Below are 25,974 nucleotides of genomic sequence, written 5' to 3'. Positions count from 1 at the left end.
CAGGCCTCGCCGCCCACGGTCAGATATGGTCCCTGTGCTGCCGCCATTTCCTGTCTCCTTTGCCTGGCCCTGCAGGGCTAGGCAGCCAGGGCCTCCAGCCCTGTCGCTATATCCGAGGCCGCGCCGGGTCTGGCAAAGGCGCGTGCCGCATTTTCCATTGTCATCAGTTGATCAGGGTCGCCCAGCAGGGCCAGGGCCGTGTCAGCCAGCCCCTCGCCGGTCAGGGTGCTCTGGGGGAGCAGCAGGGCCGCGCCCATGTCGGTCATGGCGCGCGCGTTCATGGTCTGGTGGTCGTGGGTGGCCTGGGGGAAGGGCACGAACAGGGCCGGAACCCCGGCTGCCGCCACCTCGAAGACCGTGGTCGCGCCCGCCCGGCAGATGGCCAGATCGGTCCGGGCATACATGGCGGCCATGTCTTCAATGAAATCATGCACCTGGGCCGGATCGCTCCCGACTGCCTCGTAGGCGGCGCGCACCCGTGCCGCGTCGGCCCGGCCCGCCTGATGGACCAGGGTCACGCCCTCGGCCATGAGCCGGGGCAGGGCGGCGATGACCGCGTTGTTCACGGGCCGCGCTCCCTGGCTGCCGCCAAGGACCAGGACCCGTTTGCCCGGCGTGCGCTCCGGGTCGGCGAAGCGCGCGTCGCCAGCCGCGACGATGGCCGCGCGCACCGGGTTGCCCGTGAGCGCGGTCTTGCCTGCCGGAAACGCGCCGTGCGTGTCCGGGAAGCTCAGGAAAATCCTTTTGACCACCTTGCCCAGGATCTTGTTGGTTACGCCGGGCACCGAGTTCTGCTCGTGCACCGCCGAGGGCACGCCGAGCAGAGCGGCGGCCAGCACCGGGCAGAAGCCCGCGTAGCCGCCAAACCCGATGGCCGCGTCGGGTTTGAACCGGCTGACTGCGGCCATGGCCTTGGGCAGCCCTCTGCCGAGCCAGGACACTCCGCCGAGCAGGCCGGACAGGCCGCGGCCCATGATGCCTTTGGCCGGGAGTTCCAGGAATTCGAGGCCGTGGTTGCGGGCCATGTCGCCCTCCGGGCCTGCGCCACCCGCAAAGAGGATGGTCGTGCCGGGGTTGCGGGCCGCCAGCTCGTCGGCCACGGCCAGAGCCGGGAAGATGTGGCCCCCGGTGCCGCCGGTGGCGATGATCACCCGCTTGAGGGTCATGACGACACCCTCCGCGAGAGGTTGAGCAGGATGCCCGCGCAGATGAAGGACGCGGTCAGCGACGAGCCGCCGTAGCTGATGAAGGGCATGGCCACGCCCTTGGGCGGCACGGTGCCGAGCACCACGGCGAGGTTGAGCAGCATGCCGAGCGCGATGACGCAGGTGACGCCAAAGGCCGTGAACCGGTCCTGGAGATCGTCGAGCTTGAAGCAGATCCTCAGCGCCCGCCACAGGAAGAAGCCGATGGCGATGAAAAAGAGCGACATGCCCACAAAGCCGAGCTCCTCGCCCACCACAGCCATGATGAAGTCGTTGTGCGCCTCGGGCAGGAAAAAGAGCTTTTGCTTGCCCACTCCCAGGCCGGTGCCGAAGATGCGGCCCGAGCCAAAGGCGTAGAGGGACTGGACCAGCTGGTAGCCCTCGTTCTGGGCCGAGGCAAAGGGGTCGAGGAAGGCGGTCCAGCGCTTGAAGCGGTAGGGCGACGACGAGATGAGCAGCCAGCCTGCGCCCACGGCGAAGATGAGTGAGATGAAGAGGTAGCTGAACCGGGTGCCGCCCACCAGACACATGAAAAAGAGCAGCCCGGCCAGGACCACGGCCCCGCCGAAGTCCGGCTGGAGCAGGAGCAGGCCGCAGAGGATGCCGGTGACCAGGAACGGGGGCAGAAAGCCCACGGAAAAGGTGCGCACCATGTCCTGCTTGCGGGCGAAGAAATAGGCCAGATACAGGACCATGGCGATCTTGGCGAATTCCAGCGGCTGGAGGTGGACCGGTCCCAGGTTGACCCAGCGGCTGGCGCCGTTGACGCTGAAGCCAAGCGGCGACAGGCACAGGGTCAGCAGGATCAGGGCGGTGGCAACCCAGAGGTAGGTCAGGCCGTAGAGAATCCGGCGCGGCATCTGCATGCAGGCAAGCATGGCCACCAGCCCGAACCCGGTGTACAGGGCCTGCCGCTTGAAGAAGAAGTAGGTGTCGCCGTACACGCGCTCGGCCATGATGCCGCTCGACGAGAGGACCATGATCAGGCCGAACCCGCCAAGGAGCAGGGTGGCGGTCATCAGCCAGGGGTCCAGACGGCCTGCGCTGGATGGGCTGTTCAGTGTGCCGCTCATGCCAGACTCCCCACGGCGCGCTTGAAGTCGTCGCCGCGCTCGCTGTAGCTCTTGTACTGGTCGAAGCTCGACGTGGCCGGGGAGAGGAGCACGATCTCGCCGGGTCGGGCCAGCCCTGCCTGCCGTGTGACGGCCAGTTCCAGGGTCGCGTCCCAGGTCACGGGGAAAGTCTTGGAAAGGATCGGCTCGAACACCTCGCGGCTGCCGCCGAACAGGCCGATGTGGATGACCGAATCCCTGACTTCGCGGGCAAAGGCGGCCACGTCGCCGCCCTTCCACACCCCGCCCATGAGCAGGCGCACCGGGCGGTCGCAACTGCGCACTGCGGCGATGACCGCGTCCAGCGTGGTAGCCTTGGAGTCGTCGATGTAGACCACGCCCGTGACCTCGGCCACGCGCTCGATGCGGTGGGCCAGGGGCTTGAAGGCGCGGATGGCCTCGGCGGCCTGGGCCTCGGTCACGCCGAAGCGGCGCACGGCCTGCCACGCGCCCTCCACGTTGGAGCGGTTGTGCTCGCCGGGCAGGTGCGGGGCCTCGAAGCGGTCCGTGGGGCCGAACCACTCGACCCGCGCATTGGTGAATCCCCGGTCGCCGATGGCCGGGCGCAGGGATTCGTGCAGCAGGGCGGTGTCTTCGCCGGTCATGCGGCTGAACATGGTCAGCTTGGCGCTCAGGTATTCGTCCATGTCCTCGTGGTAGTCGAGGTGGTTGGCCGCGAAATTGAGGAACAGCCCGACGCGCGGCTTGAACAGGCGGCAGTTCTGGAGCTGGAAGCTCGACACCTCCAGCACGATGACCTCGGCCTGCTCCATGTCGAGCAGGTATTCGCACAGCGGGGTGCCGATGTTGCCGCCCGTGAACGCCTTGATGCCCGCGTGCCTGAAAATTTCGCTGATCAGGGTGGTGGTCGTGGTCTTGCCGTTGGTGCCGGTCACGGCCAGCACCGGAGCCTCGATGAACCAGGAGGCCAGCTCAAGCTCGGCCACGATGGTGCGGGCCGGGATGCCCTCAAGGGCGTGGGCCAGTTTCCTGACCGGCACGCCGGGCGACAGGACGATCATGTCCGCGTCCGCGAAATGTTCCTTTTTGTGCGGGCCGGTGACCAGTTCCACTGTGTCCTTCAACTCGCCCAGACGCTCCGGGGTCACGGCCTCGTTGCTGTCCGCCACGCGCACCTGGCAGCCGAGCACGGTCAGGAGCCGGGCGGCGGCGAGGCCGGAGCGGCCCGTGCCCACCACAACGCCCCGCTTGCCTGCCAGGGTGCGCTGCTCGATGAAATTTGTGACGATGCGGTTCACGGTCTACCTCAGTTTGAGGGTCGAGAGCGCCATGAGCGCCATGAGTATGGAGAGAATCCAGAACCGGACGATGATCTTGGATTCCGGGATGCCCTTGAGTTCAAAATGGTGGTGCAGCGGGGCCATCTTGAAGATGCGCTTGCCGCCGGAGAGCTTGAAGTAGCCCACCTGGAGGATGACCGAGAGGGTCTCGAAGACGAACACGCCGCCCACGATGGCCAGCAGCAGCTCCTGCTTGGCCAGCACGGCCACGAAGCCGAGCGCGCCGCCCAGGGACAGGGAGCCCACATCCCCCATGAAGACCTGGGCCGGGTGGGCGTTGAACCACAAAAAGCCGAGGCCCGCGCCGACCATGGCCCCGCAGAAGACCGTGACTTCGCCGATGCCGACCACGTTGGGCACGGCCAGATAGTCGGCCATCCTGGCGTGGCCCGAGACGTAGATGAAAATGGCGAAGCAGGCCATGGCCACGACCATGGGGCCGATGGCCAGCCCGTCCAGGCCGTCGGTGAGGTTGACCGCGTTGCTTGCTCCGACCATGACCACCAGGGCGAAGGGCAGGTAGAACCAGCCGAGGTCCGGGTTGAAATTCTTGAAGAACGGCACGGCCAACTGGGTCGAGTAGGCAGGTTCCTGGATGAGCAGGGCGATAGCTGCCGCGGCCACGAAGCACTGGAAGAAAAATTTGGCCTTGGCCGAGAGCCCTTTGTTCTGCCGCTTGACCACCTTGAGGTAGTCGTCGGCAAAGCCCACCGCGCCGAAGCCGGTGAACACGAGGAGCGTCAGCCAGACGTAGACGTTGGCGAGGTCGGCCCAGAGCAGGGTGGAGGCGCAGACCGCGATGATGATCATGATCCCGCCCATGGTCGGGGTGCCCTGCTTGGCCTGGTGCTTGGGGCCGTCCTCGCGGATGTACTGGCCGCACTTGATGCGCTGCAGCCAGCGGATCATGGCCGGGCCGAAGATGATGGAGATGATCAGCGCCGTGAGCAGCGCCCACACCGACCGGAAGGTTATGTAGCGGAAGACGTTGAAAATGCCGACATCACTGCTCAGCGGAACGAGAAGATTGTAGATCACCGGACACCTCCCTGGGTTCCCGCCCTGTCGTCCAGCTCCCGGCACAGGGCGGCGGCAAAGGCTTCCATTTTCAGGGACCGCGATCCCTTGACCAGCACCACGGCGTCGGCCAGCTCCATGTCGCGCCACGCGGCGAGGAACTCGCCCGGCCCCTCGACAGCGGTGAAGTCCACGCCCCCGTCCAGGCCGCACAGCACATCGCCGCAATGCGCGCCCTTGAAGAAGACGGCCCTGGGCGCCACATCGCGGATCAGGCGGCCCAGCTCCTCGTGGCGGGCCTGGGCCTCGTCGCCCAGCTCGCGCATGTCGCCGAGCACGAGCACCAGGGGCCGATCCTTGGCCATGGCCACGGCGGTCCGGATGGACCGGCCCATGGACAGAGGGTTGGCGTTGTAGGTGTCGTCGATGACCAGGGCATCGCCCATCGGGCGGCAGCAGAACCGCTGGCAGTCGGCCTCCACGGCCTGCACTCCGGCCACGATGTCATCAAAGGGCAGGCCGAGTGCATTGGCCGCAGCAGCCACGCAGGCCACGTTCTCGGCGTAGTGGTCGCCGCAGAAGGGGGCCGTGAATTCGCCCTGGCCTGTCGGGGTGCGCAGGCGAAAACGTCCGCGCCCATCGTCGTCCGCGCCCAGGAAGACGGCGTGGCAGGAGGCTGACTCGTCACTGGTGGAGAAACCCACCGGCGACCCGGTCAGCTCCGTTGCTGCTGCCCAGAGCTCGGGATAGTCCTTGCTGACGATTGCCGTGCCATCCTGGCGCATGTACTTGAGCAGGCTGCTCTTGGCCCTGGCCACGCCGGCCACGTCGCCCAGGCCTTCGAGGTGGCCGGGGCCGACATTGGTGATGACGGCCACGTCAGGGCTGGCGATGACGGCCAGTTCCTCCATGTCGCCTTTGACGGAGATGCCAAGCTCCATGATCCACACCTCCTGCCCGCTGTCCGCCTTGAGCATGGACACGGGCAGGCCGATCTGGTTGTTCAGGTTGCGGTAGTTCTTGGCCACGGTGAATTTTCTGGAGACCACGGCGGCCAGCATTTCCTTGACGGTTGTCTTGCCCGCCGTGCCGGTGACGGCCACCAGGATGGACCCGCACAGGTCGCGCCAGCAGGAGGCGAGCTGGCCCAGGGCGCGGACCGTGTCGCGGACCATGATCACCGGGACGGTCACGCCCTCTGGCATGCGCGAGGCGACCACGGCCACCGCGCCCCTGGTCTCGGCCTGGGCCGCGAATTCGTGGCCGTCGAAGTTCCAGCCCTCGATGCAGAAGAAGAGGTCGCCTGGCTCCACGGCGCGGCTGTCCGTGCGCACCGCGTTGATGACGGCGAACTCGCGGCACTCTTCGGCCATGCCCGTCAGGCAGTGCTGGACATCGCCCAGGGTCAGCTTCATCGCGTCTCCCCGATGGCCCGAAGCGCTGCTTCCTTGTCCGAAAAGTGGATGGTGGTCCCGGCGATCTGCTGGTAGTCCTCATGTCCCTTGCCCGCGATGAGCAGCACGTCGCCCGGTTGCATCCCGGCCACGGCCATGGTGATGGCGGTCTGGCGGTCGGGATGCTCAAGGACCACGGCGGCCCTGGCCAGGCCAGGGCGCGCGTCGTCCATGATCGCCTCGGGCTTCTCGCTGCGCGGGTTGTCCGAGGTCAGCACGGCCACGTCGGCATAGCGGGCCACAGCCTTGGCCATGAGGGGCCGCTTGGCCCGGTCGCGGTCACCGCCGCAGCCGAACACGGTGATCAGCCGTTTGAAGTCGAGGCTCTTCAGGGTGTGCTGGACGTTCTCCAGCGCGTCTGGGGTGTGGGCGTAATCCACGAAGATGTCGAGGCCCTGGTCGTTGATGACGCGCTCCAGGCGGCCCGGCACGCCGGGGAAATCCTTGAGGACGCACATGTCTTTGCAGTTGAGCCCCAGTTGCAGGCCCACGGCCTGGGCGGCCAGCAGGTTCATGGCGTTGAAGGCGCCGATCAGCGGCGACTCCACGACCCAGCTCTTGCCCTTGTACGAGGTCTCGATCTGCATGCCCTGGCCGGTCAGGGAGAGGATGCGGCCCTGGACCATGGGTTTGTCGCCCACCTCGTGGGTGACCAGCGAGCTGTCGCCAATGCCATAGCCGATGCCGCCCTCGGTGGAGGTAAGCAGTCTGCGGCCATAGGGGTCGTTGAAGTTGATGACGCCCGCCCTGCCCGGACGCAGGTAGGTGGAGAAGAGCCGGGTCTTGGCCTGGAAATAGGTCTCCATGTCGCCGTGATAGTCGAGGTGGTCCTGGGTGACGTTGGTCAGTACTGCGGCGTCGAAATCGAGCCCGGCCACGCGGTATTGGTCGAGCGCGTGGGAGGAAACCTCCATGACCGCCACGTCCACGTCCGCCTTCTTCATGTTGTAGAGCAGCTCGTGGATCATCCAGCAGTCGGGCGTGGTCAGGGGCGCGTCCATGACGAATCCGGGCCAGCGGTAGTTGACCGTGCCGAGCACGCCCACCTTGATGCCTGTTGCGGCCAGCAGGTGCTCGATGATGTAGGAGGTGGTCGTTTTGCCGTTGGTGCCGGTGATGCCCACCAGCTTGAGGTCGCGGTCCGTGAGGTGAAAATGGGCGCGGGCCAGCAGGCCCAGGGCCACCGCCGGGTTGTCGTGATAGACCGCCAGGGCGCGTTTTTCGACCGCGGGAGCGACGAGATCGCGGGCCGAGGCCGGGGCCACGACATACTGCGCCCCCTTGTCCAGGGCGGCGGGGATGTAGTCTATGCCGCGCACATGGGTGCCCGGCATGGCCACAAAGCACTCGCCGGGCAGGATCTTGCGCGAATCGGTGCGCACCACCAGCCCTTTTGCCGCCTCTTTGAGCAGCGTCTCGAAATCCATAACCCCTCGCTTCGTCTTCTTTTCGCTATGAGAGCCAGAGAATAAAAACATCATCCGTTCCCTCCCTCTGTTGCTCTGCGGGCCACGGTTGTCCCGCCCCTGGTTTCTGGTCCCTGATCGTTGTGCCCTGGCCCTTGAGAACCGGGACGATGCCCCTTCTCGCGAGCACTTCCAGGGCGCGGCGCACGGTCAGCCCCCGGATGTTGGGCACGGTGCCGGTCTCCGGCTGTTCGACCGGATCGGCCATGGCCTGGTCCAGGGGAAAGTCTGCCAGCGAATCCACGGACACGGTTTCGGCCACCACGGATTCAAGGTTCTCGGACACCTTCCCGTAGTAGGCCAGGGTGCGCACGGTCACGTCGCGGCAGACAGGGGCCGCGACCATGGAGCCGTAGTTGGCTTTCTGGGGTTCGTCGATCATGGTGATGACCAGCAGCTTGGGCTGGTCCGCCGGGACCAGGGCCACGAAGGACGAGAGGTATTCGTCGCCGTAGCCGCCCTTGGCCGCCTTCTGGGCAGTGCCGGTCTTGCCGGCCATGGTGATGCCGGGGATGCGCGCGTTGCGCCCGGTGCCGTCCTCATGGACCACGTCCTTCATCATGGAGAGCACCGTGGCCGCCGTCTCAGGGCTGAAGACGCGGACAGCCGCGTTCTTGCGACCCGGATCAGGGTCGCGCACGAGGTTGAGATCCCTGGTCACGCCGCCGTTGGCCAGACACAGGAATGCCCGCGCCATCTGCACCGCCGTGACCCCGATGGCCTGGCCGAAGCTGATGGCCGCGAGGTCCACGCTGGTCCACTTGGCCGGGTGCATGACCAGGCCGGAGGATTCGCCCGACAGGCCGAGGCTCGTCTTTTCGCCGAATCCAAGCTTGGACAGGTATGAACTGTACACGTCCGCGCCCATGTCCAGGCCGATCTTGGCCGTGCCGATGTTGGACGAGTAGCGCATTACCTTGTGGGCGGGCAGCCATCCTTCGGGGTGGGTGTCGCGGATGGTCCGGTTGGCCACTTTCCAGCGGCCATTCTCGCAGTTGATGAGCGTTTCCGGGTCGATGACGCGCTCTTCCAGCGCGGCGGCAAAGAGGAAGGGCTTGAAGGTCGAGCCCGGCTCGTAGACATCGGTCACGGCGCGCAGTCTGCGCTGGGTCGGATTGGACCCCTTGACCGTGTTGGGGTTGAAGAAGGGCTGGTTGGCCATGGCCAGGATGTCGCCGCTCTCGACCTCGACCACCAGCACGATGCCCGCGCGGGCCTTGTACTGTTCAATGGCGTTGGCCAGGGCCTGCTCGGCGGCGTGCTGGATGTGGGTGTCCAGCGTCAGGCGCACGTCCAGGCCGTTGATGTTCACTTCGCGGCCTTGGGCGTCGAGGTAGAGGCGGCTGCCCTTGGCATCGCGCTGGACCACGAACTTGGCCTTGCCGGGCTGCATGCGCGCGTCAAACAGGCGCTCCACGCCCTCGAGCCCGTGACCGTCAATGTCAACAAAGCCGAGCGTCTGCCCGGCCAGATGGCCGTTGGGATAGATGCGCGAGAACTCGCTGGCCAGCCGGATGCCGGGGATGTCGGCCTTGGTCAGGGCCGCGGCCTCGCGGTCGCTGATCTGCCGTTTGACCCAGATGAACTGTTTCTTGGATGCGAGTTTCTTCCTGATTTGCGACAGGGGCATGCCCAGGGCCTTGGCCACGGTGCCTGCGGCCTTGTCCAGGTCGGCTATCTCAAAGGGGCAGGCGTAGACGGACTTGGCTTCCACGCTGGTGGCGAGCATCTCGCCGTTGCGGTCGAAGATGCGGCCACGCTCGCCGTATTCGAATTCGGAGGCAAGACTCTGCCGCGAGGCCTGGCTCAGGAGCGCGCTGCCCATGTGGAGCTGCACCCATCCTGCGCGAACCCAAAGCCCGGCAAAGGCAAGCGCGAAGAGGGCCGCGACCAGCCCTATCTTCACCCTGCTGTGATCCTTGCGCCCCTGGCTTTCGTTTGCCATTTTCTTCCCTGTATCCAATCTGCGGCGCCGGTATGATTCAGACGCCGACTATTTCGTGTCTGTGAAGCGCCGTATCTGTCCGGGCGCGGCCACGCCGAGGTCCAGTTTCCCGGCGAGCTTCTTGAGTTGATAGGGTGAAACCAGGTTGTTCCTCTCAACCGAAAGCTTCACTGCCAATGCCTCTTTCTGGTTCAGGCTTTTCTCCATCTTGCGCAGGTCGTAGGCCACGTCCATGCGCTCGATGTTGAGCCAGACCGCCCCGAGCCCAAGGGAGAGCGCCACACCCAGCAGGGTGAGGATCATCCACAAAAGCGTCTTGTCCGTCGTGCTCATGCCTCTTCTCCATCGGGTCCGAGCCGCTCTGCCACGCGGAGCTTGGCGCTGCGGCTGCGGGGGTTGCGTGCCATCTCGTCATCGGACGGGATAAGCGGCTTCCTGGTCAGCACCTTGAGCGAAGGCACGCCGTTGCAGGTGCAGTGCATCTGGTGCGGCGGGCAGTGGCATCCCTTGGCATCAGCCAGGAAGGCGCGCTTCACGGCCCTGTCCTCCAGGGAGTGAAACGAAATGATCGCCAGTCTCGCACCGGGCGCAAGCCGCCCTACTATGGCCTGAAGGTAATGTTCAAGTTCCTCTGCTTCCCTGTTGACCGCTATGCGCAGTCCCTGAAAGGTCCGGGTGGCGGGATGGTTGCGGGCGGTGTGCCGCATCTTGGGCGGGTAGGCCAGCCGCACAATCTCTGCCAGTCGAAGCGTCCTCATGATCGCTTCCTTGTCCCGTGCTCTCAGTATTGCCGACGCGATTTTTCCGGCCAGGGGATCCTCGCCCCAGGTCCTGATGATCCGCGCCAAATCACCGTGCTTGAGCGTATTGACCAAATCCGCAGCCGAGGGGCCGCAGTCCGGGTCCATGCGCATGTCCAGCGGCCCGTCGCTCAGGAAGCTGAATCCCCGTTCAGCCTCGTCAAGCTGGAGTGACGAGACGCCCAGATCAAGGACGGCCCCATCCACCGTTTCCCACCCCAGTGCGTCCAAGGCTTCCTCAAACCTTGAGAACGGCAGGCGGAAAAGGTGGGCGCGGTCGCCCATCCCGGCAAGACGCTCCCCGGCCAGGGCAAGCGCCTGCGCATCGCGATCGAGTCCGGCAAGCTCGGCCCCCTGGCCCGCGCGCTCCAGGAGCGCGTGGCTGTGGCCGCCCATGCCGAGTGTTCCGTCCAGGTACCGGCCTCCCGGTTTTGGCCGGAGCCACTCGATCACTTCATGTAAAAGAACCGTCGTGTGGATGGACCCTGGATCAAGGCGGCCATCCATCGCTAGAACGGCAGGCTGACGTTGTTTTCGGCCAGCTCCTGGGACACGTCGTAGTCCTCGTCGAGCAGACGTTCGAAGCTGTCAGCCGGCCAAATCTCGAAACGGCGCCCCGCGCCCATGACCACCACATCCTTGTCCAGCTTGCCGCTCTTGCGCAGGTGCGCGGGAATGGCGATGCGCCCCTGCGCGCCGACCGGCGTCTCTGTGTAGCCGGAGTAGAGGATGCGGATAGTGTTCTGCAGTTCACGGCTGGGAGTCTTGACCTTCTCCAGCTCGTCTTCCATGCGTGCCCATTGGGCGGGGGTGATGCCGATGACGTGCCTGTCGAAAATGGTCAGCACGATGACCGACTCCGGCACGCCGGAGCGGATCATGTCCCGGAAGTCGGGCGGCAATATGAGCCGACCCTTGTCGTCCAGGCTTCTGTGTGCGTGACCTCTGAATTTCATCGTTCCCCCGGAGCTGCTGTTTGCTCCACATTCTTACCCTAGTTTTACACTAAGTTCCACTTCTTTCCACGGGTGCTTGAAAAATAAAAGAAAGTCAATCGCAAACAGGAAAATGGTCGGCAAAAAAGTGCGAGTATCATTGATTTTTTGAGAGGGGACGCTTAGACTTCGTCCCAAGCGGCGGGTGGCAAACGGAAGAATGCGCAACGCTGTCTGCTAAAAATAACGAATAATGCCAGTGATTTGTTTTTCTGGCAAAGCAACTCGCGGCACGCAAGACGTACTCGCACGGGGTCTCCATGGACAGGCACATAAAAATCATTGCGACTCTGGGACCTGGAACCGGCTCATACGAGGCGGTCAAGGAGCTGGTGGAATCGGGAGCCAAAATATTCCGCCTCAATTTTTCCCACGGGGGCCGTGAGTTCTTCGAGAAGATGGTCGGCATCATCCGGCGGCTGGAGGTCGAGACCGGGCTGACCCTGACCGTCATGCAGGATCTTTCCGGCCCGAAGATCCGCACCTGCGATCTCGGCCTGCCTGTTTTCGAGGTGGAGAAGGGGACCGAGGTCATGCTCGGCACTTCGGACAAGGCGGGCAAGGTCGAGGGGCCGTTCATCTGCCTCGATATCCCGGACCTCTATGCCGGGGTCAAGGAGGGTGATTCCGTGGCCCTGTCCGACGGCATGATCCGGTTCACGGTCATCAAGGTGGAGGAGGAGTTCCTCATCCGCCTGCGCGCCACCAATTCGGGCCTGTGCCCGCCGCGCAAGGGCATCACCTTTCCCGGCAAGACCACGCCGCTGGCCCCGCTGACCGACAAGGACAAGGCTGATCTGGCCATCGGCATGGAGCTTGGCGTGGACGCGGTGGCCATGAGCTTTGTCCAGAAGGCCGAGGACATCCGCAACCTGCGCGCCGAGATGGTCCAGTACAACCGCCGCCTGCCCATCGTGGCCAAGCTCGAGCGCGTCGAGGCCCTCAAGAACCTGCCCGAGATCCTGCGCGAGACCGACGGTGTCATGGTGGCCCGCGGCGATCTGGGGCTGGAGCTCGACCTGGCCGAGCTCCCGGTGGCCCAGAAGCGCATCATCAAGGCGTGCAACGAGGCGGGCAAGCCGGTCATCGTGGCCACCCAGATGCTTCTGTCCATGGTCAATTCGCCCATGGCAACCAGGGCCGAGACCACGGACGTGGCCAACGCCATCCTCGACGGCGCCGACTGCGTCATGCTCTCCGAGGAGACCGCCATTGGCCGCTACCCCGGCGAGACGGTCCGGTTCATGCGCAAGATCGCCTACGAGACCGAGGCGTTCATGTTCGAGTCGGGCCGGGCCGAGGTGGACCGGGGCGGCGAGCAGGACAATCCCTCCACCTTCCTGGCCTATGCCGCCGCCATGCTGGCGGGCAAGACCGGGGCCAAGGCCATCGTCTGCCACTCCACCTCGGGCGGCACGGCGCGCATCCTGGCCTCCTGCCGCCCCAAGCAGTCCATCTACGCCCTGAGCCGGGACTCCATTGTCCGGCATTTCACCAACTTCTCCTGGGGTGTCATCCCGGCTGCGCCGCTTGATGTCATCGACGACCACCAGGAGCGGGCCGAAGTCTTCGTGCGCCAGTGCCCGGCCTTTGAAGAGGGCGACATTGTCATCGTCACCGCAGGCCAGCCGGAAAAGGGCAGGGCCATGACCCAGACCAACGTGGTCAAGCTGTACGAGAAGCTCGGCAAGGACACTTCCGGCAAAGAAGGGGAATGATGATTTCCAAGCAGAAGCACGACATCCCCGACGGGCTGAACGAAGAATACTACCAGATCAGCACCGATATCCTGGGCAGCTTCAACAAGTACCGCCCGCCGCTCAACATCTTCCTGTTCAAGGAGGATGTCGCTCGGATAATGCCTTATTACAAGGTGGGCGGGCGGCTGACCAACGAGCAGGTGGAGGAATTGCTGGCCATGACCAACGAGGGGATCATCTTTGTCTCGCGTGAGGATCACCCGGTCTACGTCAAGCACATCAGCTACCAGCTCGATCTGGTGCTGGTGGACAAGAACCTCAAGGAAAAGGAGATCGCCGACATCTTCACCCAGGCCCTGACACGCAGGCTCAAGGATTTCTTCGACCAGCCCGTGCCCATGGTCTTCGAGAAGCTCTGGGTGGACCTGATGGTGCTCACCGAATACCTCTATGAGGATATCCGCCGCGCCCGCGCCCTGGTCCGGCGCATGCACAAGGAGCACTCGCTGGAGAACCACAGCGTCAACAGCGGGTTCCTCGGCCTGGCCCTGTTCGGCAAGATCAAGGAAAAGACCTTCCGCGAGGGCGTGCGCCGCAAGACCTTTGATCGGCTGGCCGCGGGGCTGTTCCTGCACGACCTGGGCATGGCCAAGGTGCCGTCTTTCATCCGCTCCAAGGACAAGCCCCTGACCGGCGACGAGCGGACCAAGATCAACGGCCACACCAAGGTGGGCTACGAGATGCTCGGCAAGCTCAACCTCAAGTATCCCGAAGTCGAGCAGTGCGTCATGGAACACCACGAGCGGCTCAACGGCTCAGGGTATCCCATGAAGACCACGGCCATGGAGTTTCCCGGCAGGCTCTGCGCGGTGGCGGACTCGTTCTGCGCCATGGTCACCGACAGGCCCCATTCGCCGGGCCTGCCCTTTCTCAAGGCTGCGGCGGATCTTGCGGGCGACGCGCGCTACGACAAGGATATCACCAAGGCGCTTCAACTGCTGCTGATGGTGGACCTGAAGATGAAGTCGTGACCGCTCGACACGCGTGAAAAAAGCGCCCCCCGCCGCAGGCAGGGGGCGCTTTCTCTTGCGCGGTGCGGGCGGCCAGGGCCTATTTGAAGAGCTGGATCATGTCGCGGGTCATTTCGCGGTACACGTCGGTGACGTAGACCACGCCCATGACCTTGTCGTTCTCCACCACCAGGGCCCAGTCGCGCCGGGTCTTGATGAAGGTGTCGAGCACCAGCAGGATGGGCTCGTTGGGCTTGAGGGTCGGAGGATTGGTGATCAGGTAGTCGTCAAGGCGCAGCTGGGTGCACAGCAGGCAGGCGTTGGCAAACTGCTGGTCCCAGTCCACCTCGCCGTCGGCCTTGAGATTGTCGTCCTTGAGGACTGCCTGCTTGACCGCCTTGAAGAGATTCCACAGGTTGATGGCCCCGACGAGCTTGCCGCCCTTGTTCCGGACCACCACCACCTGCGAGTCCGGGGCGTCGGTCATGGCGTTGCGCATGACGCGGATGGCCTCGGCCAGGCTGGCGTCGTCCTGCACGGTGGGGAATTCGTCGCGCATCATGTCCCAGGCGCGTTTTCTCAGCATCATAGTCCTGTATCTCCTTCACATGCATGCATGAATGGTCTTGTCGCTTGGCATAGTCCTAGCCTCTCGTGCGGCATTTGTCCATATCCGACCCTGTTTCGGTTCGGCTTGACTTGGGCCGCAAGGGCTGGGAAAAAGCTGTATGGAAATACGCAAGACCCGGACCCCGATCACGACCCGTATCCTGACGGCCAGTTTCGTCCTCCTCGCTGCCGCGCTCCTCTGGGCCTCCCCGCCCGCGCACGCCCGGAGCATCCCCTTCGGGCCGGGCGAGAAGATGACCTATGAGATCCACTGGACCTTTGTCCACGCGGGAAACGCCGTGCTTGAGGTCATGCCCGACACTAAAGTGGACGGGGCGTCTGCCCGCCACTTCCGGGGCACGGCCAGCACCGTGCCCTGGGTGGACAAGTTCTACAAGGTCCGCGACACCATGGACGCCTGGACCGACCCTGATGTCACCCACGCCCTGCGCTACCAAAGCGACCAGAACGAGGGCAAGTACAGCAAGAAGGCGGACCTTGTCTTTGACCCGGCCAACCGGCGCACCTTCCGCTACATCGAAGGCGAACTGAAGCATGAGCTTGAGCAGCCGGAATCCGTTTTCGACCCCATGTCCGTGCTCTTCGCCTTCCGCAAGCAGGTTCTCTACAAGACCATGCAGTTCGGAGCCAATGTGACCGACGGCAAGGTCAGCGTGGTGGGCAAGGCCCATGTCGAGGACACCGAGACCCTCAAAACCCCCATGGGAGACATCCCCTGCTTCCGGGTCCGCCTCGATGTCCGCCACCTCTCAGGCGTGTTCCGCAAGAGTCCGGACGCCGAGCTGCTGGTCTGGTTCTCGGCGGACAGCCGCCGCATCCCGGTCCGGGTCCGCTCCAAGGTGGTGGTCGGTCATTTCACCCTGGAACTGGTCGATTACCAGCCGCCAGCCGAACTCCAAACAACCAACGACAACTAGGCGCAACGCCCCGCAATTGCCACGACGTCTGCACCACGCCGTCGCCCCAGGCGCGCGGTCCGCTCGTGTTTGGCGGGAGAAAATGTTTGGAATCCCATCTTGTTCAATCTTGTCGATGGGTTGTTGGCTACTGTATAGTAGACGGAAGAATGGTGGGAAACCTGTCAGTATATTCCCAGGGGTAGACGTGAGCAAGCTTTTTGGCGATTACATCCGATCACGGCGAGAGTCCATCCGCAAGGCTGACCCGGAGTATTCCATCCGCAAGGTCGCCAAGCGGATCGGCATCCACCACTCGTACCTGAGCAAGATCGAACGGGGCGAGCCCGCCTCACTGTGCGAGAAGCGCATCATCGCCCTGGCCGAGGAACTGGGAGATGACCCGGAGCTGCTCCTGGCCATGAACGGCAAGGTGTCCGAGGCGGTCCGCAGGGCGGTCTTCGCCGATCCCGAGCGGGTGGTCTCCCTGCTCAACCAGATCAAGTCCACAGGAGCGGAGCGGAAGTAGCGTCCGCCTGCCGGGCGGCTCGCCTGCCTCTGGCACGGGCCGAGTCTTGGGTCACGGGCCGACCGCGCAGGCCCTGATCGAGTCGCTCGCGGAAGTCCCTTTTTTTAGCATCTCCGCACCCTCGCGCCGTCCATATCATGGGCGGCGCGCCTGGATCCGTTGCGTGCCACCCGGCAGGCGTCCCGCCTTGCCGGTCTCCGGGTGTCGGCCCGCGTCAGAGGGGCTTGCGCGCGATGACCACATCCGCTTGCGCCGGGCCGAGGTCATAGAGGCGAATCTTGGTGCTGCGCGGGAACTCGCGCTTGAAAAGGGTCCGGAGCAACTTCTTCATGGATCCTGCCGAGGCCTGGAACCGTTCCTGGGCAAAGCCGTTTTCCACCACGTCAAAGGCATCCTCCCCGGTGCGGGCGATGACCACCGAGCGGTTGCGCTTGTAGGTGCGCAGGTCCAGGGCGTGGCCCACGGGCAGTTTTTCCAGCCTGCGCATGACGGTTTCCATGGCCGTGGCCTTGTCAATCATGCATATTACCATAGACAGTCGGAGCGATCCGTGTCAAACGACCACTCTCACCTCAACCCGGAGCGCCCATGCCCCTGCCCAAAGACAGTCTCGTGCAGTGTGAAATAGAATCCCTGGCCTATGGTGGCCGGGGCGTGGCCCATGTGGACGGCATGGCCGTCTTCGTGGCTGGCGGCCTGCCCGGCGACACGGTGTCGGCCCGCATCACCCGTTCCAAAAAGCGCTTTGCCGAGGGTGTGGCCGAGGCGGTGCTGACCCCGTCGATCCACCGCGTGGAGCCTCTTTGCGCCCATTTCGGCACCTGCGGCGGCTGCGCGCTCCAGCATCTCGCCTACCCGGAGCAGCTGGCCCAGAAGAACGCCCAAGTGGCCGCGGCCCTGACCCGCATCGGCGGCGTACAGGACCTGGTCATGGACGCGCCCGCAGGCTCGCCCGACATCTGGGGCTATCGCAACAAGATGGAGTTCGCCTTTGAGCAGCGCGAGGACGGGCTGCACCTTGGCCTGCGCGAGCCCACCCCGGAGGGGAGCAACCGGCCCGGCCCGGTGCTCGACATCGACCAGTGTCACCTGTGCGCGGCCTGGGATGTGGAGATCATGGTCGCGGTGCGCCAATTCTGCGCCGCCACCGGCGTGCCCGCCTACAATCCGGCCACCGAGAGCGGCTTCTGGCGGCATCTGGTCATCCGGCACGCGGCGGCTGGCGAGGTCATGGTCCACCTGATCACGGCCCGCGACGAGCGCAAGGACAACCTGATCAAGGACATGGCCGAACTCTTTCTTCAACGCTTCCCGGAGCTGGCCTCCTTTGTCCACTCCACCCGCGTCAAGCGGACCACCGTGGCCTTTGGCGAAAAGATCGTCTACAGCCTGGGCAACGCCTTTGTCGAGGAGCGGCTGGCCCGTGGCGAACGCGAGGTGCGCTACCGCCTCTCTCCCAACGCATTCTTCCAGACCAACACGGGCGGCGCGTCCGAGCTGTTCGGCACCGTGGCCGAATTCTGCGCCCTGTCCGACACCCATGTGCTGCTCGATCTTTATTGCGGCACCGGGGCCATCGGCATCTATCTGGCCGGTGAGGCGGGCCGCGTCATCGGCTATGAGCAGAGCGAGGAGGCCGTGACCAAGGCCCGCGAAAGCGCCAGGCTCAACGGGCTGACCAACTGTTCCTTTGTCTCCGGGTCGTTGGAGCAGGGCATCCCCGGCTTTGCCGGTTCCGGGGATCAGGCCGTGCCCGACGTGGTGGTGGTCGATCCGCCCCGCTCCGGGATGCACGAGAAGACCGCCGAGGCACTGCTGGCCCTGGGTGCGCCCAGAATCGTGGCCGTGTCCTGCGACCCGGCCACCCTGGCCCGCGACGTGAAGCGGCTGGCCGACCGGTACCATGTTACCCGCGTCCGGGCCGTGGACATGTTCCCGCACACCCACCACATCGAGACCGTGGCCCTGCTGGAGCTGCGGGCGTAGAGGCTGCCGGGGGGAAGGGGAGAGGCTGCTGTGAGTTTATTGGAAAAAAAGAGCCCGGCCATAATAGGCCGGGCTCTTTGTGCGTTCGGGGGTATGGGGATCGTGGTCAGGGGAAGACGACTTCCACCTGTTCGCTGGCCGGTTCGCGTGGGGTGATCTCGCCGATGCGGTAGGCGTCCACGTCGTCGCGGGCGTCGAGCAGTTCCATGGCCTTTTCCGCGTTCTCCGGCGAGCAGATGAGGATGTAGCCGATGCCGCAGTTGAAGATCTGGAGCATTTCTGGCCAGGAGAGACGGCCCTCGGTCTTGAGCCAGTCGAACACGGGCAGGATGGGCCAGGAGCCGAACTCGATGCGGGCCGTGGTCGTCTCGGGCAGAACCCTGGGCACGTTGTCGTAAAACCCGCCGCCCGTGACGTGGACCATGCCCTTGATCCCGATGGTCTGCAGCAGGGCCAGCACGGCGCGGACATAGATTTTCGTCGGCTCGATGAGCACCTCGGCCACGGTCCTGTCCGAGCCGGGGAAGGGCTGGTCAGGCCGCAGGCCCGACTGGTCGAAGAGCTTTCGGATGAGGGAGTAGCCGTTGGAGTGCGCGCCGGACGAGCCGAGCCCGATGAGCACGTCGCCGGGGGTCACGGACGTGCCGGTCACCAGGCGGGGGGTGTCGACCATGCCTACGGCAAAGCCGGAAAGGTCGTACTCGCCGTCGGGGTAGAAGCCGGGCATCTCGGCGGTCTCGCCGCCGAGCAGGGCGCAGTCCGAGCGGCGGCAGCCCTCGCACACGCCTGCCACCACTTGTTCGGCCACGCCCGATTCGAGCTTGCCGGTGGCGAAATAGTCGAGAAAGAAGAGGGGGGCCGCGCCCTGGACGAGCACGTCATTGACCGACATGGCCACCAGATCGATGCCCACGGTGTCGTGCCGGTCGAACTGGAAGGCGAGCTTGAGCTTGGTGCCCACGCCATCGGCCCCGGCCACGAGCATGGGGGCCTCCATGCCGGAGATGTCCGGCTTGAACAGCCCGCCGAATCCGCCGATATCCATGGCCACGCCGGGCGTGAAGGTGGACTTGACCATGTCCTTGATGCGACCGATGAACCGGTTGCCCGCTTCTATGTCCACGCCTGCGGCGGTGTATGCCTGGGAACGTCTGGCGCTCTCGCTCATGTCTTGCTCCTCATGTGCGTTCAAGATTCCTGGGTTATAGGGGTTTGGCCGGGCAAGTTCAAGGGACAACTGCACGCCGCGCCCGGCCCGTGAATTGCATTTGCCATTTCAGGCAGCCGGTCGTATGCAAGAGGGATGAGAGAACCGGCCCGAATCGCGGAGGGAACAATGCATCGTTTCAGCAAGATAGTGATCGTTGCCGTGGGCGTTGTCGTTTTGACGCTCTCCCTGGCTGCGGCCCAGTCCAAGATCAAGAACAAGGACACGGCCAGAGATCGCCGCACCAACACCATTGGCACCGACCCGGACGAAGACGCCGCCACCGCCACCTTCGGCACCAACGAGGCCGGGGACACCACCGTCAAGAGCAAGGCCCGGCCCAAGCAGGAAGAGGTGGACTGGTATGACAAGGTCATCATCACCGTGAACCCGGAGACCAGGTGGCCCACCTCCGGTACCAGTTCCTCATCCAGCTCTTCGACCTCCTACGACAATGCCACCGACACCGAGACCAGGACCACCACGACCCGGGAAAAAAACTGGTAGTGGTTTTTGGGACCAGGGCGGTGACGGCGGCTGCGTCCTGTGGCATGGTCAGGGTCCGGGAGGTGCGGCATGCATGAGGCACGGCTTTGGAAACGGCTCAAGGGCGACACGGTCCAGTGTCGCCTGTGCAGCCATTTCTGCGTCATCGGCCAGGGTGAGCGCGGCCTGTGCGGCGTGCGCGAAAACCGCGAGGGCACGCTCATGGCCCTCAACTACGGCAGGATCGCGGCCCTCAACCTCGATCCGGTGGAAAAGAAACCCCTGTATCACTTTCAGCCCGGCAGCCGGACCTACTCCTTTGCCACCGCCGGGTGCAACCTGAGCTGTTCCTTCTGCCAGAACTGGTCTCTCTCGCAAGCGCCCCGCGAGGGCGGGCGCGTCACGGGCCGGGCCATGACCCCGCAGGATCTGGTGGACGAGGCCCTGAAGCTCAAGGCTTCAAGCATCTCCTACACTTACTCCGAGCCCACCATCTTCTTCGAAATCATGCAGGACACGGCCCGGCTGGCCGCAGGCCAAGGGCTGTCCAACATCATGGTCACCAACGGCTTCATGAGTTCGGAATGTCTGGACGAGATGGGGCCGCTCATCGACGCGGCCAACGTGGACCTCAAGAGCTTCAGCGACGATTTCTACCAGGATGTCTGCGGCGCGCGCCTCAAGCCGGTGCTGGAGAATCTGGTGCGCATCCGCCACGATCTCGGCTGGTGGCTGGAGGTGACCACACTGCTCATCCCCGGCAAAAACGACTCGCCGGACGAGCTGGACCAGCTGACGGATTTCCTGATCCGGGAGCTGGGCGAGGACACGCCCTGGCACATCTCGCGCTTCCACCCGGACTTCAAGATGAACGACGTGTCCGCCACCAGGGGCGACACCCTGGAGGCGGCCTATGCCATGGGCCGCGACAAGGGGCTCAAGTACGTCTACATCGGCAACATGCCCGGCTCGAACCGGCAGCAGACTCTGTGTCCCGGCTGCGGAGCCACGCTCATCGACCGGACCGGGTTCGCCTCCACGCTCCTGGCCCTTGGTCATGGCCGATGCTCTCGCTGCGGCGCGGCAGTGTCTGGCGTGGACATGGGCTGACGGGGCAAGCGGCGAACTCTTGCCAACGGCTCCCTTTTCCCGTAGGTATTCAGGCCCCCGACCAGGGGTAACCGACCACACGACGGGGCGTGGCGCAGTCTGGTAGCGCGCCTGCTTTGGGAGCAGGATGCCGGGAGTTCAAATCTCTCCGCCCCGACCAGTGATCATCCGAGACCGCAGGCGTTATCCTGCGGTCTCTTTTTTTGCCGCAAGGGCGTTTCTGAAAATGGAAGGGACTCACGGGCTTGGACGCGCCCCGGATGCGGTCGAATGCGAGCGGCTACCGCACCCGGCCAAGGGTGCCCTTGCCGCTTGCTATCGGTAAAAAAGTATCCCGAGAAAAGCCTATCAACGTGCAGGCCTTCGAGCCATTGCCAAGTTCTTCCGCCAGATTGAGCAAACCGAATTGAAGTAGCTTATTTCATTTTCCTTACTTCACCCCGACCTCAGGCACAGGAGCGTCAACACGAATGGGGTCTTCGTCTGTGTGGTAGACTTTCAATGTCTTGCGACCAAGGGCAAGGTCGATCAGGCTTCTCCTCAAAATTTGTTGCTCAAACTCAACATTCCCATAGAATTCAGGTGAATATCCACCCTTTGCAATCTGATGGCGCTGGACCGATACACCAACAGCCAAAGACATTTTCTCTAATAAACTATGAAGGAGTTCGTCAGTCTTGCGCCCCCACCCATTAAGGTCATTATCTCTAAATTGAACATCCTCAAGATGGCGGATATATAGTTGCCAAGCGTCCCTGATAGCAACATCTTCCTTGCTCGCTGAAGAGAACTCAACATCTATCATATTGAGGGCCTTAACATGGTCGATGTGGAGAACAATGCGGCGCGTTCCCATCAAATCTTTGTAGACCTGCTGCCTCCGGTCCGAACGCTGTCTCCTGTCTTGGAGATGCTGCCCAACCAACACAGCCATTACAGGCCCCATAAATATGGCAACTAACGTCAGAAGCTCAAACAAGTGCTTTTCAACCCATTCCATGTGTAGCCTCACTTTGAATAGTGAGGCTGTAGCACCTTCCCCGAATAATTTCGACTCAAAAATGTGAGACGCCAATCCTAATAGCATCGGTGCCTGTTTCGGTAGCGTCGCAACTCGTGGTGTAATTGGGGGGAGAAGGTTTGTTGGGCGATAGGCCCCGGTTGCGGTCGCATGCGCCCGGCTATTGCACCCGGCTACCGCACCCGGCCAAGGGTGCCCTTGCCGCCGAAGAGATCGTCCACGTAGAGATTGTCGCCCGGCTTGTCGAAATAGCCGTCGGTCACGGTCACTGCCGGTCCCATTTCGAGCAGTTCGCTCACGGTGACGAACTCGTAGCCACGCTTTCGCAGCTCCGGCACCAGCCGGGGCACCAGCAGGTGCGTCTTCTGCGGCACGGCGTTGGCGTGCATCAGGATGATGGCGCCGGGCCGCACCTTGCCCAGGTTCCACTCCACCAGCTGGTCCACGGTGCGCTCAAGTTCATCCTGCTCGCCCTCCACCGACCACTGGATCATGGGCAGCCCCATGGAAGCCAGCAGGTCGCCGGTCCGGGCGTTGTTGCGGCCATAGGGCAGCCGCATCAGGCGCAGGGACTGTGGCACCGTGTTCATCGCATGGCCCAGGCCGCGCTCTTGCGCGCGCGCCTTCAGCGATTCGTAAAGCAACTCGTACTGGGCCTGCGTCCAGTCCATCTGCTGGCGCACCTCGTCCTCGTCCATCAGGGCCAGATTGCCGTGTGTCCAGGCGTGATTGCCCAGCTCGAAAAGCGGGTCGGCCATCAGTTGCAGCGTCTTATCCGGGTGGCTGCGCATCCATTTTCCGCCTGCGAAAAAAGTCGCCTTCACGCCCTGGCTGCGCAGGAAGTTGACGATGTCCTTCTGATATCCCGCCAGATGCGGCGCACGCTCGCACAGGTCAAAGGTCAGGGCCACCACCTTGCGTCCGTCCCGCGGCGTCACGCAGGTGATGACCTGCCTGCGCTCCGGCGTAATCGGGGGCAGCGCGCGCACAGGCGTGGTGCGAAGCGGTGGACGCAGGTCCGGCTCGGGCAGCGTGGCGCGCGCCAGATCGCTGTCGGCCCCGGCCAACTGCTCGTCGAACCAGAGGGCGTGCAGCAGGGCTATCGAGCCATGGGTCGCGGGCGCGGTCTTCCTGGAGGCGCAGCCGCCAGCCAGCAGGATGACCGCCAACAGGAGGGGCAGTGAAAATCGAAACGCAACCATAAAGCGGCCTCCGGCCTTGCAGAAATTTCGCAACCATCAAAGTTTCCTGCAACCTACGGCAAACCTTCAGCCGGATCAATGGTGGCGATATCGAATCATGGTGAAGCCGACATCGCAGCCCAGCATGAACTTGGGGAGCCTGTGCCAGATTCCCCCGGCACTTCCTACCTTCTCAAGTTAAGTGTCCCCCTACAGGGGTGTTCCGGGCGGGTGTCAGCTTACAACCCCGTCGGAAGCGGCGGACACAGAGCGGACATTTTCCTGAAATCCGCCATCAGGCACGAAAAAAGGGTTCCAAGTATTTACTTGAAACCCTTAACTTTCTTGTGGTGGAGCTGGAGGGAATCGAACCCACGACCTCTTGAATGCCATTCAAGCGCTCTCCCAACTGAGCTACAGCCCCACGCTGTTGGGTGGAGGGTAATTAGCCAAGGGGGCGGCGGATGTCAATCGGAAATAGGGCTGGGGGCCGGATTATTGTGGGCGGTGTTCATTGATTCGACTGGCTTCTTGCAGTAAGTAGGGAGCAGGACAGGAACGACAAGGACGATCAATGGCCCAGATACTCAAGCGGATTTTCATCAAACTCATCTGGGTGGGCGTGGTCTTTCTGGGCATCACGGTCATCAGCTTCTGGGTCATCCACCTTGCGCCCGGCTCGCCCACGGATTTGCAGACCACGCTCAATCCCGAGGCGGGCATGGAAGCCCGTGCCCAGCTCGAAAAACTCTACGGCCTCGACCAGCCCCTGCACATCCAGTACGCCAGCTGGATATCGCGGCTGGTGCGGCTCGACTTCGGCCAGTCCATGTCCGGCGACCACCGGCCCGTGTGGGACAAGATCAAGGAGCGGCTGCCGCTCACCTTTGGCATGAACGTGGCCTCGCTGGTCCTGACCCTGCTCATTGCCGTGCCCATCGGCGTGGCCGCGGCGTGGTGGCGGGGCGGCACCTTTGACAGACTCTCCACGGTGGTGGTCTTCATCGGCTTTGCCATGCCCGGCTTCTGGCTGGCGCTGCTGCTCATGCTCTGGCTCGGCATCGCCTGGCCCATCCTGCCCATCTCCGGGCTCACGTCCATGGGGTACGAGACCATGTCCGGGCCGCAAAAGGTCTGGGACGTCATCAAACACCTCATCCTGCCGGTCTTCATCTACACCTCCGGCTCCTGGGCGGGCATGTCCCGCTTCATGCGCTCCTCCATGCTTGAGGTGCTGCGCCAGGACTACATCATGACCGCGCGGGCCAAGGGGCTGCCCAGCCGGGTGGTGCTCTTCAAGCATGCGCTCAGGAACGCGCTCATGCCGGTCATCACCATCCTCGGCCTGTCGGTGCCTGCCCTTATCGGCGGCTCGGTGATCATCGAATCCATCTTTGCCCTGCCCGGACTGGGCCAGCTCTTTTATCAGGCGGTCATGGCCCGCGACTACCCGCTGATCATGGGCAGCCTCGTGCTGGGCGCGGTGCTGACCCTGGCGGGCAACCTGCTGGCAGACATGGGCTACGGGCTGGCCGACCCGCGCGTGCGCCTGGGTGGAGGGCGCGAGCGATGACCCTGCCCGCCCGCATCCGGAAACGACGCCCCCTGAAACGGCCCTCGCCCTGGTCGCGCCACGCCCTGCTGGCGGCGGGCGGGCTCATCGTCGGGCTGATGTCGCTGGGCGCGCTGCTCGCCCCGTGGGTGGCCCCCTATAATCCGGACCTGATCAATGTGGACGCCCTGCTCAGGGCTCCCAGCGCCGCGCACCTGATGGGCACCGACGCCCTGGGCCGCGACGTGTTCTCGCGCATCCTGTTCGGCGGGCGCGTCTCGCTGTGGGTGGGGTTCGTGGCCGTTGGCATCGCCACGTCCATCGGGCTGGTCCTCGGGCTGGTGGCTGGCTACTTCGGACGGCTGGCCGACGAGATCATCATGCGCGGGGTGGATGTCATGCTCTGCTTCCCGTCGTTTTTCCTGATCCTGGCGGTCATCGCCTTTCTGGAGCCGAGCCTGACCAACATCATGGTGGTCATCGGCCTGACGGGCTGGATGGGCGTGGCCCGGCTGGTGCGCGCCGAGACCCTGACCATACGCGAGCGCGACTATGTGCTGGCCGCCCGCGCCGCCGGGGCCGGGTCAAGCCGCATCATCCTGCGCCACATCCTGCCCAATGCCCTGGCCCCGGTGCTGGTCTCGGCCACCCTGGGCGTGGCCGGGGCGATCTTGACGGAATCCTCCCTCTCCTTTCTCGGCCTGGGCGTCCAGCCGCCCGATGCCTCCTGGGGCAACATGCTCCTTGAGGGCAAGGAAGTGCTGGGCATTGCGTGGTGGCTGTCGGTCTTTCCCGGCCTGGCCATCCTCGTCACGGTCCTGGGCTACAACCTGCTTGGCGAATCCCTGCGGGATTTGCTTGATCCGAGGCTGAAACAATGAGCATCCCTCCCTACACCCGCCCTGCGACCCAGAACGATGTCTTTGTCATGGAACAGATCATGCGCGACGCCTTTGCCCAGAGCTACGCCACCTTCATGCCCGAGCAGTACGTGCGCGAGTGGTACGACGGCAACATGGCCGAGCGCACAGTGCGCACCAGCCTGAGCCGGGCCGGGGTGGCCGAGATCATGGGCCGCGTGGTCGGCTTCGTCATGTACTCGGACAACACCATCACCGAGCTGTGGGTGGACCCCATCTACCAGCGGCAGGGGGTGGGCCGCGCCCTGATCCACTGGATCGAGTCCGAGTTCCGGGCCATGGGCTTTCCCACCATCACCCTGTACTGCTACGAGGCCAACCCGGACGCGCTGGAGTTCTTCGGAAAACTGCGCTTTCGCCGGGCGTCGAGCTTTGACTCGCGCAACGTGCCCGGCGGGCCGGTCAAGGTCTACACCATGCTCAAGATGGTCACCAAGCTCAAGGGATGAGC

25 protein-coding genes and 2 tRNA genes are annotated in these 25,974 nt (G+C 64.1%); 11 read left to right on the top strand and 16 right to left on the bottom strand.

The window, feature by feature from the left end; genetic code table 11:
* Nucleotides 1–77: 77 nt before the first annotated feature.
* Genes murG through DAES_RS13905 form a run of 10 tightly spaced genes read right to left on the bottom strand, consistent with a single transcriptional unit; the run spans nucleotide 78 to nucleotide 11,256 of the window.
* A complete protein-coding gene (gene murG / locus DAES_RS13950; protein WP_013515682.1) occupies nucleotides 78–1,166 on the bottom strand; it encodes an undecaprenyldiphospho-muramoylpentapeptide beta-N-acetylglucosaminyltransferase in 1,089 nt (362 codons plus the stop codon).
* A complete protein-coding gene (ftsW, locus tag DAES_RS13945; protein WP_013515681.1) occupies nucleotides 1,163–2,278 on the bottom strand; it encodes a putative lipid II flippase FtsW in 1,116 nt (371 codons plus the stop codon). The genes murG and ftsW overlap by 4 nt, the downstream gene beginning before the upstream one ends.
* Nucleotides 2,275–3,576, bottom strand: coding sequence for a Mur ligase family protein (locus DAES_RS13940; protein ID WP_013515680.1), 1,302 nt, complete (start codon nucleotides 3,574–3,576; stop codon nucleotides 2,275–2,277). The genes ftsW and DAES_RS13940 overlap by 4 nt, the downstream gene beginning before the upstream one ends.
* A gap of 3 nt (nucleotides 3,577–3,579) precedes the next feature.
* Nucleotides 3,580–4,656: a phospho-N-acetylmuramoyl-pentapeptide-transferase gene (mraY, locus tag DAES_RS13935; RefSeq protein ID WP_013515679.1), complete on the bottom strand. Its 1,077-nt coding sequence runs from the start codon at nucleotides 4,654–4,656 to the stop codon at nucleotides 3,580–3,582.
* Nucleotides 4,653–6,050 carry a UDP-N-acetylmuramoyl-tripeptide--D-alanyl-D-alanine ligase gene (locus DAES_RS13930; protein WP_013515678.1) on the bottom strand — a complete coding sequence of 466 codons (1,398 nt, stop codon included), beginning with the start codon at nucleotides 6,048–6,050 and terminating at the stop codon, nucleotides 4,653–4,655. The genes mraY and DAES_RS13930 overlap by 4 nt, the downstream gene beginning before the upstream one ends.
* Nucleotides 6,047–7,567 carry a UDP-N-acetylmuramoyl-L-alanyl-D-glutamate--2,6-diaminopimelate ligase gene (locus DAES_RS13925; RefSeq protein WP_013515677.1) on the bottom strand — a complete coding sequence of 507 codons (1,521 nt, stop codon included), beginning with the start codon at nucleotides 7,565–7,567 and terminating at the stop codon, nucleotides 6,047–6,049. Before DAES_RS13925 ends, DAES_RS13930 begins: the two co-directional genes overlap by 4 nt.
* Nucleotides 7,542–9,500, bottom strand: a complete 1,959-nt coding sequence (locus tag DAES_RS13920; RefSeq protein WP_013515676.1) for a penicillin-binding transpeptidase domain-containing protein — start codon at nucleotides 9,498–9,500, stop codon at nucleotides 7,542–7,544. The genes DAES_RS13925 and DAES_RS13920 overlap by 26 nt, the downstream gene beginning before the upstream one ends.
* Before the next feature lie 48 nt (nucleotides 9,501–9,548).
* A complete protein-coding gene (locus DAES_RS13915; protein WP_013515675.1) occupies nucleotides 9,549–9,833 on the bottom strand; it encodes a hypothetical protein in 285 nt (94 codons plus the stop codon).
* A complete protein-coding gene (rsmH, locus tag DAES_RS13910; protein ID WP_013515674.1) occupies nucleotides 9,830–10,807 on the bottom strand; it encodes a 16S rRNA (cytosine(1402)-N(4))-methyltransferase RsmH in 978 nt (325 codons plus the stop codon). Before rsmH ends, DAES_RS13915 begins: the two co-directional genes overlap by 4 nt.
* A 2-nt stretch (nucleotides 10,808–10,809) precedes the next feature.
* Nucleotides 10,810–11,256, bottom strand: coding sequence for a division/cell wall cluster transcriptional repressor MraZ (locus DAES_RS13905; protein WP_013515673.1), 447 nt, complete (start codon nucleotides 11,254–11,256; stop codon nucleotides 10,810–10,812).
* 299 nt (nucleotides 11,257–11,555) lie between these two features.
* Here DAES_RS13905 and pyk point away from each other — a divergent pair, with 299 nt between their 5' ends.
* The gene (gene pyk, locus DAES_RS13900) at nucleotides 11,556–13,013 is read left to right on the top strand and encodes a pyruvate kinase (protein WP_013515672.1); all 1,458 of its coding nucleotides are present in this window, start codon (nucleotides 11,556–11,558) and stop codon (nucleotides 13,011–13,013) included.
* The gene (locus tag DAES_RS13895; RefSeq protein WP_013515671.1) at nucleotides 13,013–14,026 is read left to right on the top strand and encodes an HD-GYP domain-containing protein; all 1,014 of its coding nucleotides are present in this window, start codon (nucleotides 13,013–13,015) and stop codon (nucleotides 14,024–14,026) included. Before pyk ends, DAES_RS13895 begins: the two co-directional genes overlap by 1 nt.
* Nucleotides 14,027–14,105: 79 nt before the next feature.
* Here the strand turns inward: DAES_RS13895 and DAES_RS13890 are convergent, their stop codons facing one another.
* Nucleotides 14,106–14,594, bottom strand: a complete 489-nt coding sequence (locus tag DAES_RS13890; protein WP_013515670.1) for a CBS domain-containing protein — start codon at nucleotides 14,592–14,594, stop codon at nucleotides 14,106–14,108.
* Between the two features lie 139 nt (nucleotides 14,595–14,733).
* On the opposite strand from DAES_RS13890, the gene DAES_RS13885 reads away from it, so the two are divergent.
* Both DAES_RS13885 and DAES_RS13880 read left to right on the top strand, forming a co-directional pair.
* Entirely contained in the window at nucleotides 14,734–15,552 is an 819-nt protein-coding gene (locus tag DAES_RS13885) for a DUF3108 domain-containing protein (protein ID WP_013515669.1), read from the top strand.
* A gap of 187 nt (nucleotides 15,553–15,739) precedes the next feature.
* Entirely contained in the window at nucleotides 15,740–16,060 is a 321-nt protein-coding gene (locus DAES_RS13880; protein WP_013515668.1) for a helix-turn-helix domain-containing protein, read from the top strand.
* Between the two features lie 214 nt (nucleotides 16,061–16,274).
* Here DAES_RS13880 and DAES_RS13875 read toward each other — a convergent pair whose 3' ends face one another.
* Nucleotides 16,275–16,580, bottom strand: coding sequence for a hypothetical protein (locus tag DAES_RS13875; protein WP_041271453.1), 306 nt, complete (start codon nucleotides 16,578–16,580; stop codon nucleotides 16,275–16,277).
* Nucleotides 16,581–16,648: 68 nt separating this feature from the next.
* Between DAES_RS13875 and rlmD the strand changes: the two genes are divergently transcribed.
* The gene (gene rlmD / locus DAES_RS13870) at nucleotides 16,649–18,046 is read left to right on the top strand and encodes a 23S rRNA (uracil(1939)-C(5))-methyltransferase RlmD (protein ID WP_013515666.1); all 1,398 of its coding nucleotides are present in this window, start codon (nucleotides 16,649–16,651) and stop codon (nucleotides 18,044–18,046) included.
* A 106-nt stretch (nucleotides 18,047–18,152) separates the two neighbouring features.
* On the opposite strand, the gene purM is transcribed toward rlmD, so the two are convergent.
* Nucleotides 18,153–19,214 (bottom strand): phosphoribosylformylglycinamidine cyclo-ligase, encoded by a 1,062-nt coding sequence (gene purM / locus DAES_RS13865; RefSeq protein WP_013515665.1) that lies wholly within the window; start codon nucleotides 19,212–19,214, stop codon nucleotides 18,153–18,155.
* 168 nt (nucleotides 19,215–19,382) lie between these two features.
* Here purM and DAES_RS13860 point away from each other — a divergent pair, with 168 nt between their 5' ends.
* The 3 genes from DAES_RS13860 (at nucleotide 19,383) to DAES_RS13850 (ending at nucleotide 21,009) form a co-directional block, all read left to right on the top strand.
* Nucleotides 19,383–19,760 (top strand): hypothetical protein, encoded by a 378-nt coding sequence (locus tag DAES_RS13860; RefSeq protein WP_013515664.1) that lies wholly within the window; start codon nucleotides 19,383–19,385, stop codon nucleotides 19,758–19,760.
* 69 nt (nucleotides 19,761–19,829) lie between these two features.
* Nucleotides 19,830–20,849 (top strand): AmmeMemoRadiSam system radical SAM enzyme, encoded by a 1,020-nt coding sequence (amrS, locus tag DAES_RS13855; RefSeq protein ID WP_013515663.1) that lies wholly within the window; start codon nucleotides 19,830–19,832, stop codon nucleotides 20,847–20,849.
* Nucleotides 20,850–20,932: 83 nt separating this feature from the next.
* Nucleotides 20,933–21,009 (top strand) — tRNA-Pro (locus DAES_RS13850).
* A 270-nt stretch (nucleotides 21,010–21,279) separates the two neighbouring features.
* Here the strand turns inward: DAES_RS13850 and DAES_RS13845 are convergent.
* The 3 genes from DAES_RS13845 to DAES_RS13835 form a co-directional block, all read right to left on the bottom strand.
* Nucleotides 21,280–21,849 carry a DUF6680 family protein gene (locus tag DAES_RS13845; RefSeq protein ID WP_041271452.1) on the bottom strand — a complete coding sequence of 190 codons (570 nt, stop codon included), beginning with the start codon at nucleotides 21,847–21,849 and terminating at the stop codon, nucleotides 21,280–21,282.
* A 194-nt stretch (nucleotides 21,850–22,043) separates the two neighbouring features.
* Entirely contained in the window at nucleotides 22,044–23,072 is a 1,029-nt protein-coding gene (locus tag DAES_RS13840) for a polysaccharide deacetylase family protein (protein WP_013515661.1), read from the bottom strand.
* A 327-nt stretch (nucleotides 23,073–23,399) separates the two neighbouring features.
* Nucleotides 23,400–23,475: transfer RNA gene (locus tag DAES_RS13835), tRNA-Ala, on the bottom strand.
* A 150-nt stretch (nucleotides 23,476–23,625) separates the two neighbouring features.
* Here DAES_RS13835 and DAES_RS13830 point away from each other — a divergent pair.
* Genes DAES_RS13830 through DAES_RS13820 form a run of 3 tightly spaced genes read left to right on the top strand, consistent with a single transcriptional unit; the run spans nucleotide 23,626 to nucleotide 25,972 of the window.
* Nucleotides 23,626–24,624 carry an ABC transporter permease gene (locus tag DAES_RS13830; RefSeq protein ID WP_013515660.1) on the top strand — a complete coding sequence of 333 codons (999 nt, stop codon included), beginning with the start codon at nucleotides 23,626–23,628 and terminating at the stop codon, nucleotides 24,622–24,624.
* Complete coding sequence (locus tag DAES_RS13825; RefSeq protein ID WP_013515659.1) at nucleotides 24,621–25,484, top strand: ABC transporter permease; 864 nt, start codon at nucleotides 24,621–24,623, stop codon at nucleotides 25,482–25,484. Before DAES_RS13830 ends, DAES_RS13825 begins: the two co-directional genes overlap by 4 nt.
* On the top strand, nucleotides 25,481–25,972 hold the full coding sequence (locus DAES_RS13820; RefSeq protein WP_013515658.1) for a GNAT family N-acetyltransferase: 492 nt from the start codon (nucleotides 25,481–25,483) through the stop codon (nucleotides 25,970–25,972). The genes DAES_RS13825 and DAES_RS13820 overlap by 4 nt, the downstream gene beginning before the upstream one ends.
* Nucleotides 25,973–25,974 lie beyond the last annotated feature (2 nt).

Source organism: Pseudodesulfovibrio aespoeensis Aspo-2 (assembly GCF_000176915.2).
GTDB lineage: Bacteria > Desulfobacterota > Desulfovibrionia > Desulfovibrionales > Desulfovibrionaceae > Pseudodesulfovibrio > Pseudodesulfovibrio aespoeensis.
Note: the sequence above shows the minus strand (reverse complement) of the source record. Positions and strands in the feature narration are given on the sequence as shown.

Bases quoted from the DNA above. Each gene is read 5' to 3' on its own strand.
- amrS (WP_013515663.1), top strand. From the start codon at position 19,830: ATGCATGAGGCACGGCTTTGGAAACGGCTCAAGGGCGACACGGTCCAG.
- rsmH (WP_013515674.1), bottom strand. From the start codon at position 10,807: ATGGATGGCCGCCTTGATCCAGGGTCCATCCACACGACGGTTCTTTTA.
- DAES_RS13845 (WP_041271452.1), bottom strand. From the start codon at position 21,849: ATGGAATGGGTTGAAAAGCACTTGTTTGAGCTTCTGACGTTAGTTGCC.
- DAES_RS13860 (WP_013515664.1), top strand. From the start codon at position 19,383: ATGCATCGTTTCAGCAAGATAGTGATCGTTGCCGTGGGCGTTGTCGTT.
- purM (WP_013515665.1), bottom strand. From the start codon at position 19,214: ATGAGCGAGAGCGCCAGACGTTCCCAGGCATACACCGCCGCAGGCGTG.
- ftsW (WP_013515681.1), bottom strand. From the start codon at position 2,278: ATGAGCGGCACACTGAACAGCCCATCCAGCGCAGGCCGTCTGGACCCC.
- DAES_RS13840 (WP_013515661.1), bottom strand. From the start codon at position 23,072: ATGGTTGCGTTTCGATTTTCACTGCCCCTCCTGTTGGCGGTCATCCTG.
- DAES_RS13905 (WP_013515673.1), bottom strand. From the start codon at position 11,256: ATGAAATTCAGAGGTCACGCACACAGAAGCCTGGACGACAAGGGTCGG.
- DAES_RS13825 (WP_013515659.1), top strand. From the start codon at position 24,621: ATGACCCTGCCCGCCCGCATCCGGAAACGACGCCCCCTGAAACGGCCC.
- pyk (WP_013515672.1), top strand. From the start codon at position 11,556: ATGGACAGGCACATAAAAATCATTGCGACTCTGGGACCTGGAACCGGC.
- DAES_RS13820 (WP_013515658.1), top strand. From the start codon at position 25,481: ATGAGCATCCCTCCCTACACCCGCCCTGCGACCCAGAACGATGTCTTT.
- DAES_RS13875 (WP_041271453.1), bottom strand. From the start codon at position 16,580: ATGATTGACAAGGCCACGGCCATGGAAACCGTCATGCGCAGGCTGGAA.
- DAES_RS13830 (WP_013515660.1), top strand. From the start codon at position 23,626: ATGGCCCAGATACTCAAGCGGATTTTCATCAAACTCATCTGGGTGGGC.
- DAES_RS13895 (WP_013515671.1), top strand. From the start codon at position 13,013: ATGATTTCCAAGCAGAAGCACGACATCCCCGACGGGCTGAACGAAGAA.
- DAES_RS13925 (WP_013515677.1), bottom strand. From the start codon at position 7,567: ATGTTTTTATTCTCTGGCTCTCATAGCGAAAAGAAGACGAAGCGAGGG.
- DAES_RS13915 (WP_013515675.1), bottom strand. From the start codon at position 9,833: ATGAGCACGACGGACAAGACGCTTTTGTGGATGATCCTCACCCTGCTG.
- DAES_RS13885 (WP_013515669.1), top strand. From the start codon at position 14,734: ATGGAAATACGCAAGACCCGGACCCCGATCACGACCCGTATCCTGACG.
- DAES_RS13920 (WP_013515676.1), bottom strand. From the start codon at position 9,500: ATGGCAAACGAAAGCCAGGGGCGCAAGGATCACAGCAGGGTGAAGATA.
- DAES_RS13930 (WP_013515678.1), bottom strand. From the start codon at position 6,050: ATGAAGCTGACCCTGGGCGATGTCCAGCACTGCCTGACGGGCATGGCC.
- DAES_RS13890 (WP_013515670.1), bottom strand. From the start codon at position 14,594: ATGATGCTGAGAAAACGCGCCTGGGACATGATGCGCGACGAATTCCCC.
- rlmD (WP_013515666.1), top strand. From the start codon at position 16,649: ATGCCCCTGCCCAAAGACAGTCTCGTGCAGTGTGAAATAGAATCCCTG.
- murG (WP_013515682.1), bottom strand. From the start codon at position 1,166: ATGACCCTCAAGCGGGTGATCATCGCCACCGGCGGCACCGGGGGCCAC.